Origin of the sequence: Stutzerimonas kunmingensis (assembly GCF_900114065.1) — a bacterium.
GTDB lineage: Bacteria > Pseudomonadota > Gammaproteobacteria > Pseudomonadales > Pseudomonadaceae > Stutzerimonas > Stutzerimonas kunmingensis.
Map to the genome: position 1 here is coordinate 764,611 of NZ_FORS01000002.1, position 15,587 is coordinate 780,197.

Below are 15,587 nucleotides of genomic sequence, written 5' to 3' on the forward strand. Positions count from 1 at the left end.
CGCCGGTTCATAACCTGGCGAGCGCCAGACCGGCCCAGGCCGCCAACAGGCCACCGAACACGCTGCCGCCGACATAGGCGAAGGCAGTCGCCAGCTGACCGCTTTCAAGCAGCCGCAGTGCGTCCAGTGAGAAGCTGGAGAAGGTCGTCAGTGCGCCAAGAAAGCCGATGATCAATGCGCCACGCAGCTCCGGCGAGATCTCCGGTCGGGCGAGAAAGGTTGCATAGAGATAGCCGATCAGCAGGCACCCCAGCAGGTTCACGGCCAACGTGGCCAGATAGAAATGCCGTGGCCATTGATTGCTGACCCAGGTCGCCAGCGCAAAGCGCAACAGAGTCCCGATCACGCCGCCACAGGCGACGGCGAAGGCCATGCGGATCATTCCTTTCTCCGTTGTTTCGGGCTTTCGCGGTCGAGCCGGGCAAGGTGCTCGAGCTTGTCGCGGATCTTGCTTTCCAGCCCGCGCGGGGCCGGATGGTAGTAACGCCGCGGCTCCATCGCTTCGGGAAAATAATCCTCGCCTGCAGCATAGGCATCCGGTTCGTCGTGGGCGTAGCGGTATTCGTTGCCGTAGCCGAGTTCTTTCATCAGCTTGGTCGGTGCATTACGCAAATGCAGCGGCACTTCCTGCGAGCCGTTCTCGGCGGCATCACGCATGGCCGCCTTGAACGCGGTGTAGACGGCGTTGCTCTTCGGCGCGCAGGCGAGGTAGACGATTGCCTGCGCCACGGCCAGCTCCCCTTCCGGGCTACCCAGACGCTCCTGCACGTCCCAGGCGTTCAGACACAGCGGGAGCGCGCGTGGGTCGGCATTGCCGATCTCCTCGCTGGCCATGCGCACGACGCGCCGGGCGATGTACAGCGGGTCGCAGCCACCATCGAGCATACGCGCGAACCAGTACAGTGCCGCGTCGGGATTGGAGCCGCGCACGGACTTGTGCAGTGCCGAAATCTGGTCGTAGAACGCCTCACCGCCCTTGTCGAAACGGCGACGGCTGTCGCCCAGCAGATCCTGCAGCAAGTCGGTGCTGATGCTACCGCCCTCCTCGGCCAGGTCCGATGCGTTCTCCAGCAGGTTGAGCAGCCGACGACCGTCACCATCGGCAGCAGCCAGCAGCATCTGGAAGCTCTCTTCCGGCAGCTCCAGATGCAAGTCACCCAGCCCTTTTGGATCACTCAGCGCACGGGCGACCAGTTTACGCAGCGCCGCTTCGTCGAGACTTTTCAGCACGTAGACGCGGGCACGCGAGAGCAAGGCGTTGTTGAGTTCGAAGGAGGGATTCTCGGTGGTCGCACCGATGAAGATCAGCGTGCCGTCTTCGACGTAAGGCAGGAAGGCGTCCTGCTGGGACTTATTGAAGCGATGCACTTCATCGACGAACAGGATGGTGCGCCGTCCATACTGGGCTGCCTGCTGCTTGGCGATCTCGACCGCCTGGCGAATCTCCTTGACCCCGGCGAGCACGGCGGAAACCGTTTCGAAATGGGCATCGGACACTTTTGCCAGGAGCCGCGCCAGAGTGGTCTTACCAACCCCGGGCGGCCCCCAGAACACCATGGAATGCAGCGCGCCCTGTTCCAGCGCCTCGCGCAACGGCTTGCCACGCGCGAGCAGATGCTCCTGCCCGACGTACTCGTCGAGGCTGGCTGCACGCAGACGCGCAGCAAGGGGTTGGGCGACAGGTTCGCGGCTGAACAGGTCCATTGCGGACGGTTACCTCGATTGCAGCGGCCAGCCGCTGCGCAGGCCGCCTGATACGAATGTCAGATGAGGGTCACTCGGAAATGACGTCGGCACCCTCAGGAATCTCGAAGGTGAACATGTCGGCGTTGAGCGGCTGATTCATCTTCACGCCCATGAAGAGGATATTGGTGCGCTGACCGACGCTGTCGATCAGCTGCATGTCGTTGATCACGCCGCTACGGAACGACAGGCGCAGATTATCGAACAACGTGTCCTTGGCCTTGGGCTTGAGGGTGAAATCCACAACCTCACCGGCCTCCTTGTGGGAAACCTCGAAGTTCTCGCTGATGGTCGACACGTCACCGGAGAGCAGTAGCGCCGGCGTATGCGTCAAGCGCTGGTCGAGTTGCTGGACGGTAACCTGCTCCAGGTCTGGGTCATACAACCAGACCTTTTCGCCGTTGGAGACCAGCAGCTGCTCCATCGGTGCATCGGTGTGCCAGCGGAACTGCCCGGGGCGCTTGAGCGCCAGTTCACCGGAGGTTTCCTGCAGCTGGGTGCCGCTGCCGTCGAGCGACAGCTGCGAGAAACGGCCGGTCAGGGTTTCAGCCTGGTTCAGCAAATCAGTCAGTCGTTTGGTGGATGCAGCCTGGTCGGCGTGTGCCGGGGCCAGGGCAACCATCAGGACAGATGCACACAGCAAACGGATCAATTGCATTTAGCCCTCGAAGCGATTCAATCGCGCATAGGCGGCGGCGCGATGACTTCGCGCGAGCCATTGGTGTTCATGGATGTCACCACGCCAGCCATTTCCATGGCCTCGATCATCCGCGCGGCGCGGTTATAGCCAATCTTGAGTTTGCGCTGCACGGCGGAAATCGACGCACGGCGGCTTTCAGTGACGAAGCGAACCGCCTCGTCGTATAACGGGTCTTCTTCGCTGCCCTCTCCGCTGCCTTCGCCACTGCTACCATCGAAGCCGCTACCCGCCTCTTCGGCGCCAGCAAGAATGTCTTCAATGTAGTCAGGCGCGCCACGGGCCTTCCAGGCCTCGACCACCCGGTGCACTTCCTCATCGGAAACGAACGCGCCATGGACACGAATCGGCAGGCCGGTGCCCGGCGGCAGGTAGAGCATGTCACCGTGCCCCAGCAACTGCTCGGCACCACCTTGGTCGAGGATGGTGCGCGAATCAATCTTGCTGGATACCTGGAATGCCATTCGGGTCGGAATGTTGGCCTTGATCAGGCCGGTAATCACATCCACCGACGGACGCTGGGTGGCAAGGATCAGGTGAATACCCGCCGCGCGTGCCTTCTGTGCGATACGCGCGATCAGCTCTTCGACCTTCTTGCCGACGATCATCATCATGTCGGCGAATTCGTCCACCACCACGACGATGGTCGGCAGGGATTTCAGCGGCGGCGGCTGGTCATCCATGCTCTCACGACGGAACAGCGGATCGGTAAGCGGTGTGCCAGCCTCTTCGGCTTCCTTGACCTTGCGATTGAAGCCCGCGAGGTTACGAACGCCCATGGCCGCCATCAGCTTGTAGCGCCGCTCCATCTCGGCGACGCTCCAGCGCAGTGCGTTGGCCGCCTCCTTCATGTCCGTGACGACGGGGCAAAGCAGGTGCGGAATGCCTTCGTAGATCGACAGTTCAAGCATCTTGGGATCGATCATGATCAACCGCGCCTCTTCCGGCGTGGACTTGAACAGGATCGACAAAATCATCGCGTTGACGCCCACCGACTTGCCGGAACCAGTGGTACCAGCCACTAGCAGGTGCGGCATCTTCGCCAGGTCGGCGATGACCGGCTTACCGCCGATATCATGGCCGAGTGCCAGGGTGACCGGTGATTTGGCGTCGTCGTAGGGGGCCGAGGAAAGCACCTCGGAGAAGCGCACGATCTGACGATCCTCGTTGGGAATCTCGATACCTACAGTGGTCTTGCCCGGAATCACTTCGACCACCCGCACGCTGATCACTGCCAGTGAGCGCGCAAGGTCTTTGGCCAGATTGGAGATACGGCTTACCTTCACACCGGCCGCCGGCTGGATTTCGAAGCGGGTGATCACCGGGCCTGGATGTACCGACTCGACGATGACCTCTACACCGAACTCCTTCAGCTTGATCTCCAGCAGCCGCGACATCGCTTCCAGCGACTCAGGCGAGTATTGCTTCTGCTGTTTCTCGGCAGCATCAAGTATCGAGATCGGCGGCAGGCTGCCCTCGATCAGCGGATCGACAAACAGGTTGGCCTGCTTTTCTTTCAGCACGCGCTTGCTCGGTTCGGCGGCTTTGGCAGGAGCAGGCGGAGCGATCACCGGAGCCACACGCTTGTCGCGCTCGCTCATGTGCTTGGCCAGGGACTCGTCACGTTCGATGATGCGCTCCTTGACCTTGGCCTGCTCACGACGGTCGCGCACCATCGGCGCAGCCACCTCGCTCACGACATCGTCGACTTCTCGCAACTGGGCGACCATCTGCTTGCGCTCGGCGCGGGCGCTCCACCAGCGACTGAAGAAGCTCTGGATCAGCTCGATGAGGTCGAGAGTGATCTTGCCGGTGATGTCCATCACTTTGAACCAGGACAGATCGGTGAACACCGTTAGACCGAACAGGAAAAACGCCAACAGCGCAAGGGTGCTGCCCTGTACGTTAAGGGACAGAACGGCCAACTGACCGAGGCTCTCTCCCAGCGCTCCGCCGGCAGACGCGGGCAAGCCAGGAGCGGCCTGGAAATGAATATAGGCCAGCGCGGACCCGGACAGGACCAGGAACACCAGACCGATCAGGCGCCAGGAGAACAGCCAGCCGTTCCACACCCAGGGCTGATGACGCGCGCGGAACACTTGCCAGGCCTTGACGCCAAGCAGCAGGGGAAACAAATAGGCGAAATAGCCCAGCGCCATGAACAGAACATCGGCAAACCAGGCGCCGGCACGGCCGGCAGCGTTCCGGACCTGATCGACATTGCTGGTGTGGGTCCAGCCAGGATCGCCCGGATCGTAGGTAAGCAACGCCATCCACAGGTAGACGCAGAGCGCACCGAGCGCTATCAACGCGCCTTCCTTGAGGCGATAGTGCAATTGTTGTCGCCAGACGGTTGCCGGCGCGGTAGATGAGGAATTCTTCAAAACGCTTTCTTTCCTGCGCCTGCGGCGCGATGAACCGTAGTCAGCCAGAACCCCGGCATTGTACGGGTTTGTCGATTCGATGGCATGCAGGTTCCGCGGCGGCTTGGGCTTTTGCCGATGCTTCGGTGTAGCATAAACGCCCGATTTCCCGACGCGGCTCGACTGGAGCACGCTTCTCTATTTGCAACAAAGGCTTATGAGGGCTTTTTATGAGTGAAGTCAAGCATTCGCGTCTGATCATCCTCGGCTCCGGCCCGGCCGGATATACCGCTGCGGTATACGCTGCCCGCGCCAATCTGAAGCCACTGATGATCACCGGCATCCAGCCCGGCGGTCAGCTGACCACCACCACCGAAGTCGACAACTGGCCCGGCGATGTCGAAGGTCTGACCGGCCCGGACCTGATGGTCCGCATGCAGAAGCACGCCGAGCGCTTCGACACCGAGATCGTCTTCGATCACATCCATACCGCAGAGTTGCAGCAGCGCCCATTCACCCTGCGCGGCGACAGCGGCGTCTATACCTGCGACGCATTGATCATCGCCACCGGTGCCTCGGCACAATACCTCGGTCTGCCCTCTGAAGATGCGTTCGCTGGCCGTGGTGTATCGGCCTGCGCCACCTGCGACGGCTTCTTTTATCGCAACCAGGTCGTCGCGGTGATCGGCGGCGGCAACACTGCGGTCGAGGAAGCGCTGTACCTGTCCAACATTGCCAAGGAAGTCCACCTGATCCACCGCCGCGACAAACTGCGGTCGGAGAAGATCCTGCAGGACAAGATCATGGACAAGGCGGCCAACGGCAACATCCGCCTGCACTGGAACCATACCCTCGAGGAAGTACTCGGCGATGCCAGCGGCGTGACCGGTGTCCGTTTGAAGAGCACTCTCACCGGCGAAGAGAACAAGCTGGACCTCGCCGGCGTATTCATCGCCATCGGCCACAAGCCGAACACCGACCTGTTCCAGGGCCAGCTGGAAATGAAGGATGGCTACCTGAAGATTAGAGGTGGCGGCGAGGGTGATGCCACCTGCACCAGCATTCCTGGCGTCTTCGCTGCTGGTGATGTGGCTGATCACGTCTATCGCCAGGCGATCACCTCGGCCGGTGCCGGCTGCATGGCCGCTCTGGACGCAGAAAAGTACCTCGACAACTGATCTAGTGGCGGGCCCTCGGCCCGCCCTCTCCTACCTGCATATGCGTGGCGACATGCTGACCTGGCTAAAGCGCGACGATCTCTGCTTCCCCCCTCTCGAAGCGGCTTTGCGAGAACCCAACGGCCTTTTGGCTGCTGGGGGTGACCTTAGCCATGAACGCCTGCTGGCCGCCTATCGCCACGGCTGCTTTCCCTGGTACCAGGATGGGCAGCCGTTGCTGTGGTGGTCTCCCGATCCGCGAACGGTGCTGTTCCCGAACGAACTGCATGTGTCGCGCAGCCTGCGCAAGCGCATCCGTCAGGGCGAATTTCAGGTGACCTTCGATCAAGCGTTTACCGACGTGATCCAAGGCTGTGCCGGGCCTCGTAGCTATTCGGACGGAACCTGGATCACCACACCGATGCAGCAAGCCTATGTTCAGTTGCACGAAATGGGTGTCGCACATTCGGTAGAAGTCTGGCAGGAGCAGCATCTCGTCGGCGGACTCTACGGACTGGCAATCGGTAAGCTATTTTTCGGCGAGTCGATGTTCAGTCGCGCTACCGATGCGTCCAAGGTTGGATTCGTCACACTGGTGGAACAGCTGCGTGACTGGGGTTTTGTCCTGATTGACTGCCAGATGCCGACACGTCATCTGGAAAGCTTTGGCGCCCGCAGCATTGCGCGTGAGCAATTCGCCGCCGCACTTGCCGAGCATCTGGATCAGCCCAGCGCAGCCGACTGGCGCGCCTAGCCGGCTACCGCAAGCTAACCTACACTCAGCTCATGATTTCTGAGAGTTGACCATGACTTCACTGGCTCGCCTCAAGTTCTACGCCACACAGCCCCATGCGTGCAGCTATCTGCCCGATGAACAGGCCACCACGCTGTTCCTCGACCCTAGCCAGCCGATGGACGCGCAGGTGTACGCGGAACTCTCCGAGATGGGCTTCCGGCGTAGCGGCGATCACCTCTACCGCCCCCACTGCCAGCGGTGCTCGGCCTGCATTCCGGCTCGCATTCCGGCAAACTCGCCAGAGCTCAGCCGGCAACAGAAACGAATCCTCAAACGCAACGCTGACCTGCAGGTACGTTGTGTTCGCCCGGCGTTCAGCGAGGAGCTCTACGCGCTCTACGCGACCTACATCGAAAAGCGCCATGCGGACGGCGACATGTACCCCCCCAGCCGCGAGCAGTTCAATACCTTCCTCGTGCGCGACCTACCGTTTTGTCGATTCTACGAATTCAGGCTGGATGGACGACTGCTCGCAGTCGCCGTCACCGATGTACTGCCCAATGGACTGTCCGCCGTTTACACCTTCTACGATCCCGAAGAAGAACGGCGCAGCCTGGGGCGCTACGCGATTCTCTGGCAGATCGGCGAAGCAGCGCGTCTCGGCCTGAAGGCCGTGTACCTCGGGTACTGGATCAAGAACTGCCGGAAGATGAATTACAAGACCGAATATCGCCCCATCGAACTGCTGGTCAACCAGCGCTGGGTGACGCTCAGCTGAAGTCCTTGGCTCATCGACCCATTTCGGGCACAATGCTTGCCGCTTTTGCCCGCGCATGCATGCGTCGGGTCACTCATTTGGACACCGAGGACTTTACTGAATGTCGAAAGAAGACAGCTTCGAAATGGAAGGTACTGTCGTCGACACCCTGCCTAACACCATGTTTCGTGTGGAGTTGGAAAACGGGCACGTCGTTACTGCGCACATCTCCGGAAAGATGCGCAAGAACTACATCCGGATTCTTACCGGTGACAAGGTTCGCGTGGAACTGACCCCCTACGATCTGAGCAAGGGTCGCATCACCTACCGCGCCCGCTAAGCGAGCCGCGAGAAAAATGCCCGGTTTATGCCGGGCTTTTTTGTTGCAGCAGCAAACAGGCGGAGGCGGCAGCACGCAATGCCGGAACGAAAAACGCCCGGCCGAAGCCGGGCGCTCGATACCACCTAAGGTCAGGCCAGCTCTGCAGTGGTCTCGAATTCGAAGAACGGCTCGCCGCCCCGAATATCGATGTGAACCACGCCACCATGTTCGGCCAGCTCACCGAACAGGATCTCCTCAGCCAACGGCCTCTTGATCTTGTCCTGAATAAGCCGTGCCATCGGCCGCGCACCCATCTGCGCATCGTAGCCATGCTCCGCCAGCCAGCTGCGCGCAGCATCTGACACCTCCAACGTCACATGCTTGTCTTCGAGCTGCGCCTGCAGCTCGATCAAGAACTTGTCGACGATGCTCTTGATGACTTCGTGACTCAGACGGCCGAACTGGATGATGGTATCCAGACGATTGCGAAACTCTGGCGTAAAGCTCTTCTTGATGACCTCCATCGCGTCAGAGGCATGATCCTGCAAGGTAAAACCGATAGAAGCCCGCGCCGCGGTCTCCGCACCAGCATTGGTGGTCATGATGATGATCACGTTGCGGAAGTCGGCCTTGCGACCGTTATTGTCCGTGAGCGTGCCATGATCCATGACCTGCAGCAGCAGGTTGAAGACCTCGGGGTGCGCCTTTTCGATTTCGTCCAGCAACAGCACGCAATGCGGCTGTTTGGTGATGGCCTCGGTCAACAAGCCACCCTGGTCGAACCCAACGTATCCCGGAGGCGCACCGATCAGACGAGATACGGTGTGACGCTCCATGTACTCGGACATGTCGAAACGGATCAGCTCGACGCCCAGCGCTCGAGCCAGCTGGCGTGCAGCCTCTGTCTTACCCACGCCGGTAGGCCCGGCAAAAAGGAACGATCCAACCGGCTTGTCCGGAGCCTTCAATCCAGCCCGTGAAAGCTTGATGGCTGTCGCCAGCGAGTCGATCGCATCATCCTGGCCAAAAACCGTGAGTTTCAGATCGCGCTCGAGGTTACGCAGCAGCTCCTTGTCCGAACTGCTGACGTGCTTCGGAGGAATCCGCGCAATCTTTGCCACGATGTCTTCGACCTGTTCGACATCAATGCACTTGACCCGCTGCTCTTCCGGCTGCAGGCGCTGATAGGCGCCCGCCTCATCGATCACGTCGATGGCCTTGTCAGGCATATGCCGATCATTGATGTAGCGCGAGGCCAATTCTGCCGCGGCACGAAGCGCCTCATCGCTGTATTCGATGTTGTGATGCTGCTCGAAACGCCCCTTAAGGCCACGCAGAATACCGATCGTGTCTTCGACTGAAGGTTCGCTGACATCGACTTTCTGGAAGCGACGCGCGAGGGCGCGATCCTTCTCGAAGATCCCACGGAATTCCTGGAAGGTCGTAGAACCGATGCAGCGGATTTCACCGGAAGAAAGCAAGGGCTTGAGCAGGTTCGACGCGTCCATCACGCCGCCAGACGCAGCTCCGGCACCGATGATCGTATGGATCTCATCAATAAAAAGAATGGCATGCGGCCGCTTGCGCAACTCTCCGAGCAACGCCTTGAAGCGCTTCTCGAAATCACCTCGATACTTCGTACCCGCCAGCAGCGCACCCAGATCTAGCGAGTAGACGACGCTATCGGCGAGCAGGTCCGGAACCTGATTATCCACTATGCGTTTTGCCAAGCCCTCAGCAATAGCGGTCTTACCGACGCCAGCTTCACCTACGAGAAGCGGATTGTTCTTACGCCGACGCGCGAGAATCTGCGCGACACGCTCGACTTCGTTCTCACGCCCAACCAGCGGGTCGATCCGTCCTTGACGCGCCAGCTCGTTCAGATTGCTCGCATAGGCATCCAGAGGATTGCCTGACGCACCCGGCTCGCCACCGTCCTCATCCTGCATCTCCGCATCGTTCTCCGGGCTACCAGCATTGCCAGGCACCTTTGAAATACCGTGAGCAATGTAGTTGACGACGTCGATACGCGCGACGTTCTGCTGCTTGAGAAGGAATACGGCCTGGCTCTCCTGCTCGCTGAAAATCGCGACCAGCACGTTTGCCCCGGTCACTTCCCGCTTGCCAGAGCTTTGGACATGGAATACGGCACGCTGCAGTACGCGCTGAAAGCCAAGCGTAGGCTGGGTTTCGCGCTCCTCATCGTGCTGTGGAATTAGTGGAGTGGTGGAATCAATGAACTCCTGCAGATCATGGCGCAGCTTGTCCAGGCTCGCGCCACAAGCCCGCAGCACGGTGGCTGCCGCTTCATTGTCCAGTAGGGCCAACAGGAGGTGTTCAACCGTCATGAATTCATGACGTTTGGTACGTGCCTCTTTGAAAGCCAGATTCAGAGTGACTTCGAGCTCACGGTTCAACATAGCTTTCACCTCTTCTCCAGCAGTCGGAGTTAACCGTCCTTCTCGATCTCACAGAGCAGCGGGTGCTGGCATTCCCTTGCATATTGATTCACTTGCATCGCTTTGGTTTCGGCTACGTCGCGCGTATAGAGCCCGCAGACGGCCTGCCCCTCGGTATGGACGGCCAGCATGATCTTGGTGGCCTGCTCCCTGCTGTGATTGAAAATGCCTTCTAGCACCTCGACGACGAAATCCATCGGTGTGTAGTCGTCATTGAACATGACAACTTTATACATCGGTGGTGCCTTTAATTCCGGCTTGGCCTCTTGGACAGCGAGACCAGACGCGTCGTCTTCGTCCCGTTGAGGCCGGTCCTGATTGAATGTTAGTCGAATCTGAGCAAATGCATGCATGCGCATAACGGTTCTAGGTCGTGGCGCGGGGGCCAGATAAATATGGACAGCTTCGCAGCCAGCTGACGAGTCGCCTTGACTATCGGCAAAACGGTGATACAAACAGTATGTGCCTACAAGGGCAAACGGGTTGCGCAACATGAGGCCTCGGGCTGCATAAGCGCGGAATGAAATGGATGTTACTCCAGTAATGGACTCCTTTGCAGAGGGATAACAGCATGCTAAGCGGTAAGGTCAAGTGGTTCAACAACGCCAAAGGCTACGGGTTCATCGTAGCAGACGGCGGCGATGAGGACCTGTTCGCCCACTACTCGGCCATCCAGATGGAAGGCTATCGAACTCTGAAAGCTGGGCAAGCGGTCATGTTCAACATCCTGCAGGGTCCGAAAGGCCTTCACGCAACCGACATCAGGCCACAGCAGGCCGTGTCCGAGGCGACGACCCCTGCTGCTGCCCAAGGCGTCTCGACGGTAGATGCCTGATTTGTCCTGAAACAAAACAAAAAAAGGCCGATCATCTGATCGGCCTTTTTTCATTCCACGCCTTACATATGGCTGATCATCGCGTCGCCAAATTGCGAGCATGACATCAACTGGGCGCCCTCCATGAGACGCTCGAAGTCGTAGGTGACGGTCTTGGCGGCGATAGCGCTCTCGGTCGACTTGATGATCAGGTCTGCCGCTTCCAACCAACCCATATGGCGCAGCATCATCTCAGCCGAGAGAATCAGCGAGCCCGGATTGACCTTGTCCTGACCGGCGTACTTCGGCGCGGTACCGTGCGTAGCTTCGAACATGGCGACCGTGTCAGAAAGGTTTGCCCCGGGGGCAATACCGATACCGCCAACCTCAGCGGCAAGCGCATCGGACAGGTAGTCACCGTTCAGGTTGAGTGTTGCGATGACGTCGTACTCGGCCGGGCGCAGCAGGATCTGCTGAAGCATGGCATCGGCAATGGCGTCCTTGACTACTATGTTCTTGCCGGTGTTAGGGTTCTTGAACTGCATCCAGGGCCCGCCATCCAGCAGCTCGGCGCCAAACTCGTCGCGGGCCACTTCATAGCCCCACTCCTTGAAGGCACCCTCGGTGAACTTCATGATGTTGCCCTTGTGGACAATGGTGACGGAGCTGCGGTCATTGTCGACGGCGTACTGCAACGCCTTGCGAACGAGACGCTTCGTACCTTCCAGTGAAACCGGCTTGACCCCAATTCCGCAGTTTTCGGTAAAACGGATCTTCTTGACGCCCATTTCCTCGGTAAGGAACTTGATGACCTTCTCCGCTTCCGGGGAGCCTGCCTTCCACTCGACACCGGCGTAGATGTCTTCGGAGTTCTCCCGGAAGATCACCATATCCACGTCGCCCGGCTTCTTGACCGGGCTCGGCACACCGGTGAACCAGCGAACCGGACGCTGGCAGACATAGAGATCAAGCTCCTGGCGCAACGCAACGTTCAAGGAGCGGATGCCACCGCCGACCGGAGTGGTCAGGGGGCCTTTGATCGACACGACGTAATCGCGGACAGCTTCGAGGGTTTCCTTCGGCAGCCAGGTATCCTGATCGTAGACCTGCGTAGCCTTCTCGCCCGCGTAGATCTCCATCCAGGCAATCTTGCGCTTGCCGCCATAGGCCTTCTGAACAGCGGCATCCACGACCTTGATCATCACCGGGCTGATGTCGACGCCGATACCGTCCCCTTCTATATAAGGGATGATCGGGTTGTCGGGGACGTTCAGGGTGTTATCGGCGTTAACGGTAATTTTGTCACCGCTGGATGGCACCTGGATCTTTTGGTATCCCATGCTGGACTCCGTCTTCGTGGTTAGACATCGATCATCTTTGAGGGTAACCCACTCGAATTGCCTGAAACTACATGTTCGTTCGTCGTATGCGCAATGCCGTTCTGCCCGAGGCTGGCTCGATGGTATACTGCCGCGATGACTCACAAGTCATAAGGGACGAACCTGTCTTGTACAAGTCCCGCCCCTTGAAACCTCAGAGTCGCTACCGCGGCTCGGCGGTTCAAATGCTCGACACTCTATTGGTGCATCCATCATCACCGCGGCGAATCCCCCTTCTGGTTTCATCTAGACGGAGAGCCAGAGCGCCTACCCGGCGCACTCGGGATTCTGTGCACGCCCTGCAAGAAGAGAGTTATCGCTAAATGTCCACCCCTTCGAAGATCATCTATACCTTCACCGACGAAGCCCCTGCGCTGGCTACCTATTCGCTTCTTCCTATTGTAGAAGCCTTCGCCGCCTCCGCTGACATAGCCGTCGAAACACGCGACATCTCTCTTGCAGGGCGCATTCTTGCGAGCTTTGCCGACCAGCTCGACGCTGACAAGAAAGTCGACGACGACCTGGCCAAGCTTGCCGAGCTGACCGTTCAGCCCGATGCCAACATCATCAAACTGCCCAACATCAGCGCTTCCGTGCCGCAGCTCAAGGCCGCCATCGCCGAATTGCAGGCCCTGGGCTACAACATCCCCAACTTCCCGGAAGACCCGCAGACCGATGCGGAGAAAGATACCCGCGCCCGCTATGGCAAGGTACTCGGCAGCGCCGTGAACCCCGTGCTGCGCGAAGGCAACTCCGACCGCCGCGCTCCGGCCGCCGTGAAAGCCTACGCCCGCAAGCACCCGCACTCGATGGGCAAGTGGAGCAAGGCTTCGCAGTCCCATGCCGACTACATGCGCGGCGGCGACTTCTTCTCCAGCGAGCAGTCGATCACCATGGAAAAAGCCGGTGACGTGCGCATCGAGTTCGTTGGCAAGGACGGCCAGGTCGAGGTCAAGAAGCAGCTGTCTCTGCAGGAAGGCGAAGTGCTCGACGGCATGTTCATGAGCTGCAACAAGCTGCGCGCCTTCTTCGAAGACACCCTGCAGGACTGCAAGGAAACCGGCGTGATGTGGTCCCTGCACGTCAAGGCCACCATGATGAAGATCTCTCACCCGATCGTCTTTGGTCATGCGGTCAGCGTTTACTACAAGGACGTGTTCGACAAGTACGGCGAGCTGTTCAAGGAACTGGGCGTCAACCCGAACAACGGCATCAGCAGCGTGTACGACAAGATCAAGTCGCTGCCGGTCTCGCAGCAGGAAGAGATCCTGCACGACATCCATGAGGTTTACAGCCACCGCCCTGAAATGGCGATGGTCGACTCGGTCAAGGGCATCACCAACCTGCACATCCCGAGCGACGTCATCGTCGACGCCTCGATGCCGGCGATGATCCGCAACTCCGGTCAGATGTGGGGCAAGGACGGCAAGCAGAAGGACACCAAAGCGGTAATGCCGGAGAGCACCTACGCCCGCATCTACCAGGAAATGATCAACTTCTGCAAAACCAACGGTGCCTTCGACCCGGTCACCATGGGCAGCGTGCCGAACGTCGGCCTGATGGCACAGAAAGCCGAGGAATACGGCTCGCACGACAAGACCTTCGAGATGCAGGCCGACGGCACCATGCGCGTCGTGCTGGCCGATGGCACTGCTCTGATGCAGCACGAAGTCGAGAAGGGCGACATCTGGCGCGCTTGCCAGACCAAGGACGCCCCGATCCGCGACTGGGTCAAGCTGGCCGTGACCCGCGCCCGCCAGTCGAACACTCCGGCGATCTTCTGGCTTGACCCGGAACGCGCCCATGATCGTCAGCTGCAGAACAAGGTCGAAACCTACCTCAAGGAACACGACCTGAGCGGCTTGGACATCCGCATCATGGGCTACAACGAAGCCATCCGAGTCAGCATGGAGCGCATGATTCTTGGCCAGGACACCATTTCGGTGACCGGCAACGTGCTGCGCGACTACCTGACCGATCTGTTCCCAATCATGGAACTGGGCACTTCGGCCAAGATGCTCTCCATCGTTCCGCTGATGGCGGGCGGCGGCATGTACGAGACCGGTGCCGGCGGCTCCGCACCAAAGCATGTGCAGCAGCTTGTAGAAGAGAACTACCTGCGCTGGGATTCCCTGGGTGAGTTCCTTGCTCTGGCTGTGTCCCTGGAAGAAACCGGAATCAAAACCGGCAACAGCAAGGCCAAGATCCTCGGCAAGACCCTTGACCAGGCCACCGGCAAACTGTTGGACAACAACAAGTCGCCGGCGCGCAAGGTAGGTCAGATCGACAACCGCGGCAGCCACTTCTACCTGGCGCTGTACTGGGCACAAGCTCTGGCCGCTCAGGACGAAGACGCCGAACTGAAGGCCCATTTCACCCCGCTGGCCAAGCAACTGACCGAGCAGGAAGCAACCATCGTTGCCGAACTGGCCGAGGTGCAAGGCAAGCCGGTGGATATCGGTGGCTACTATCGCTCCAATCCGGAACTGACCAGCAAGGTGATGCGCCCCAGCGCAACCTTCAACGCAGCCCTGGCCGCGCTGAACGCCTGAGTCAACGCTTGAGCGTTACCACGAACCCCGGCCTGGTGCCGGGGTTCGTGCTTTCTGAACGGAGGTGACTGTTATCATCCCCGTCATTTAAACAAGGCAGCTCTTATGGACTGGCAACCGCATATCACCGTCGCGACCGTTATCGAGGACCAAGGACGCTTTCTATTGGTAGAAGAACTCAAGGCGGGCCGTCTCGTCCTCAATCAGCCTGCCGGGCATCTCGAAGCCAATGAAAATCTGCGCCAGGCGGCAGTACGGGAAACCCTCGAAGAAACCGGCTGGGACGTCAAACTCATTGGCGTCGTGGGAATTTATCTGTACACCGCGCCCAGCAATGGCGTGACCTATCAGCGCGTGTGCTTCGCCGCCAGGCCCCTGCAGCATGATCCGCAGCGTCAGCTCGACGAGGGCATTGTCGCGGCTCGGTGGCTGAGCCGCGACGAGCTGGAGGCGCAACCTGAACGCTGGCGCAGCGAACTGGTGCCACGCTGCATCGATGATTATCTGGCCGGGCCGCTGCATTCGCTTGACGTGATTCGCAACTGAACGCGGCTTCGTCATGCCTGCTGCAGCCTGATAGAATCCGCCCCTTTGCAGAGCCTCAGCGT

At 59.6% G+C, this 15,587-nt stretch carries 14 protein-coding genes; 7 read left to right on the forward strand and 7 right to left on the reverse strand.

Annotated features, from left to right (window positions below):
• Positions 1-7: 7 nt before the first annotated feature.
• From crcB to ftsK, 4 genes are all read right to left on the reverse strand, one after another.
• Positions 8-382, reverse strand: a complete 375-nt coding sequence (gene crcB / locus BM275_RS07930) for a fluoride efflux transporter CrcB (RefSeq protein WP_090520473.1) — start codon at positions 380-382, stop codon at positions 8-10.
• Positions 379-1,704, reverse strand: coding sequence for a replication-associated recombination protein A (locus BM275_RS07935; protein WP_090520476.1), 1,326 nt, complete (start codon positions 1,702-1,704; stop codon positions 379-381). Before BM275_RS07935 ends, crcB begins: the two co-directional genes overlap by 4 nt.
• Positions 1,705-1,774: 70 nt before the next feature.
• Positions 1,775-2,401 (reverse strand): outer membrane lipoprotein periplasmic chaperone LolA, encoded by a 627-nt coding sequence (lolA, locus tag BM275_RS07940; protein WP_044313927.1) that lies wholly within the window; start codon positions 2,399-2,401, stop codon positions 1,775-1,777.
• Between the two features lie 17 nt (positions 2,402-2,418).
• Positions 2,419-4,872 carry a DNA translocase FtsK gene (ftsK, locus tag BM275_RS07945; RefSeq protein ID WP_172602807.1) on the reverse strand — a complete coding sequence of 818 codons (2,454 nt, stop codon included), beginning with the start codon at positions 4,870-4,872 and terminating at the stop codon, positions 2,419-2,421.
• A 161-nt stretch (positions 4,873-5,033) separates the two neighbouring features.
• Between ftsK and trxB the strand changes: the two genes are divergently transcribed.
• The 4 genes from trxB (at position 5,034) to infA (ending at position 7,793) form a co-directional block, all read left to right on the forward strand.
• Positions 5,034-5,981 carry a thioredoxin-disulfide reductase gene (gene trxB / locus BM275_RS07950; protein WP_090520479.1) on the forward strand — a complete coding sequence of 316 codons (948 nt, stop codon included), beginning with the start codon at positions 5,034-5,036 and terminating at the stop codon, positions 5,979-5,981.
• A 52-nt stretch (positions 5,982-6,033) separates the two neighbouring features.
• Positions 6,034-6,714, forward strand: a complete 681-nt coding sequence (gene aat / locus BM275_RS07955; protein ID WP_045665570.1) for a leucyl/phenylalanyl-tRNA--protein transferase — start codon at positions 6,034-6,036, stop codon at positions 6,712-6,714.
• 52 nt (positions 6,715-6,766) lie between these two features.
• Positions 6,767-7,474 carry an arginyltransferase gene (locus BM275_RS07960; RefSeq protein WP_090520481.1) on the forward strand — a complete coding sequence of 236 codons (708 nt, stop codon included), beginning with the start codon at positions 6,767-6,769 and terminating at the stop codon, positions 7,472-7,474.
• 100 nt (positions 7,475-7,574) lie between these two features.
• Positions 7,575-7,793 carry a translation initiation factor IF-1 gene (gene infA / locus BM275_RS07965; RefSeq protein WP_002553999.1) on the forward strand — a complete coding sequence of 73 codons (219 nt, stop codon included), beginning with the start codon at positions 7,575-7,577 and terminating at the stop codon, positions 7,791-7,793.
• A gap of 131 nt (positions 7,794-7,924) precedes the next feature.
• Here infA and clpA read toward each other — a convergent pair whose 3' ends face one another.
• Both clpA and clpS read right to left on the reverse strand, forming a co-directional pair.
• Positions 7,925-10,195 carry an ATP-dependent Clp protease ATP-binding subunit ClpA gene (gene clpA / locus BM275_RS07970; RefSeq protein WP_014820078.1) on the reverse strand — a complete coding sequence of 757 codons (2,271 nt, stop codon included), beginning with the start codon at positions 10,193-10,195 and terminating at the stop codon, positions 7,925-7,927.
• Between the two features lie 29 nt (positions 10,196-10,224).
• The gene (clpS, locus tag BM275_RS07975; protein ID WP_003298832.1) at positions 10,225-10,587 is read right to left on the reverse strand and encodes an ATP-dependent Clp protease adapter ClpS; all 363 of its coding nucleotides are present in this window, start codon (positions 10,585-10,587) and stop codon (positions 10,225-10,227) included.
• A 218-nt stretch (positions 10,588-10,805) separates the two neighbouring features.
• Between clpS and cspD the strand changes: the two genes are divergently transcribed.
• Entirely contained in the window at positions 10,806-11,069 is a 264-nt protein-coding gene (cspD, locus tag BM275_RS07980) for a cold shock domain-containing protein CspD (RefSeq protein WP_003298830.1), read from the forward strand.
• A 62-nt stretch (positions 11,070-11,131) separates the two neighbouring features.
• Here the strand turns inward: cspD and icd are convergent, their stop codons facing one another.
• Positions 11,132-12,388 (reverse strand): NADP-dependent isocitrate dehydrogenase, encoded by a 1,257-nt coding sequence (icd, locus tag BM275_RS07985; protein WP_090520483.1) that lies wholly within the window; start codon positions 12,386-12,388, stop codon positions 11,132-11,134.
• A gap of 362 nt (positions 12,389-12,750) precedes the next feature.
• Between icd and BM275_RS07990 the strand changes: the two genes are divergently transcribed.
• On the forward strand, positions 12,751-14,979 hold the full coding sequence (locus BM275_RS07990; protein WP_090520485.1) for an NADP-dependent isocitrate dehydrogenase: 2,229 nt from the start codon (positions 12,751-12,753) through the stop codon (positions 14,977-14,979).
• 105 nt (positions 14,980-15,084) lie between these two features.
• On the forward strand, positions 15,085-15,525 hold the full coding sequence (locus BM275_RS07995; protein ID WP_090520488.1) for an NUDIX hydrolase: 441 nt from the start codon (positions 15,085-15,087) through the stop codon (positions 15,523-15,525).
• The last annotated feature ends 62 nt before the right edge of the window (positions 15,526-15,587 follow it).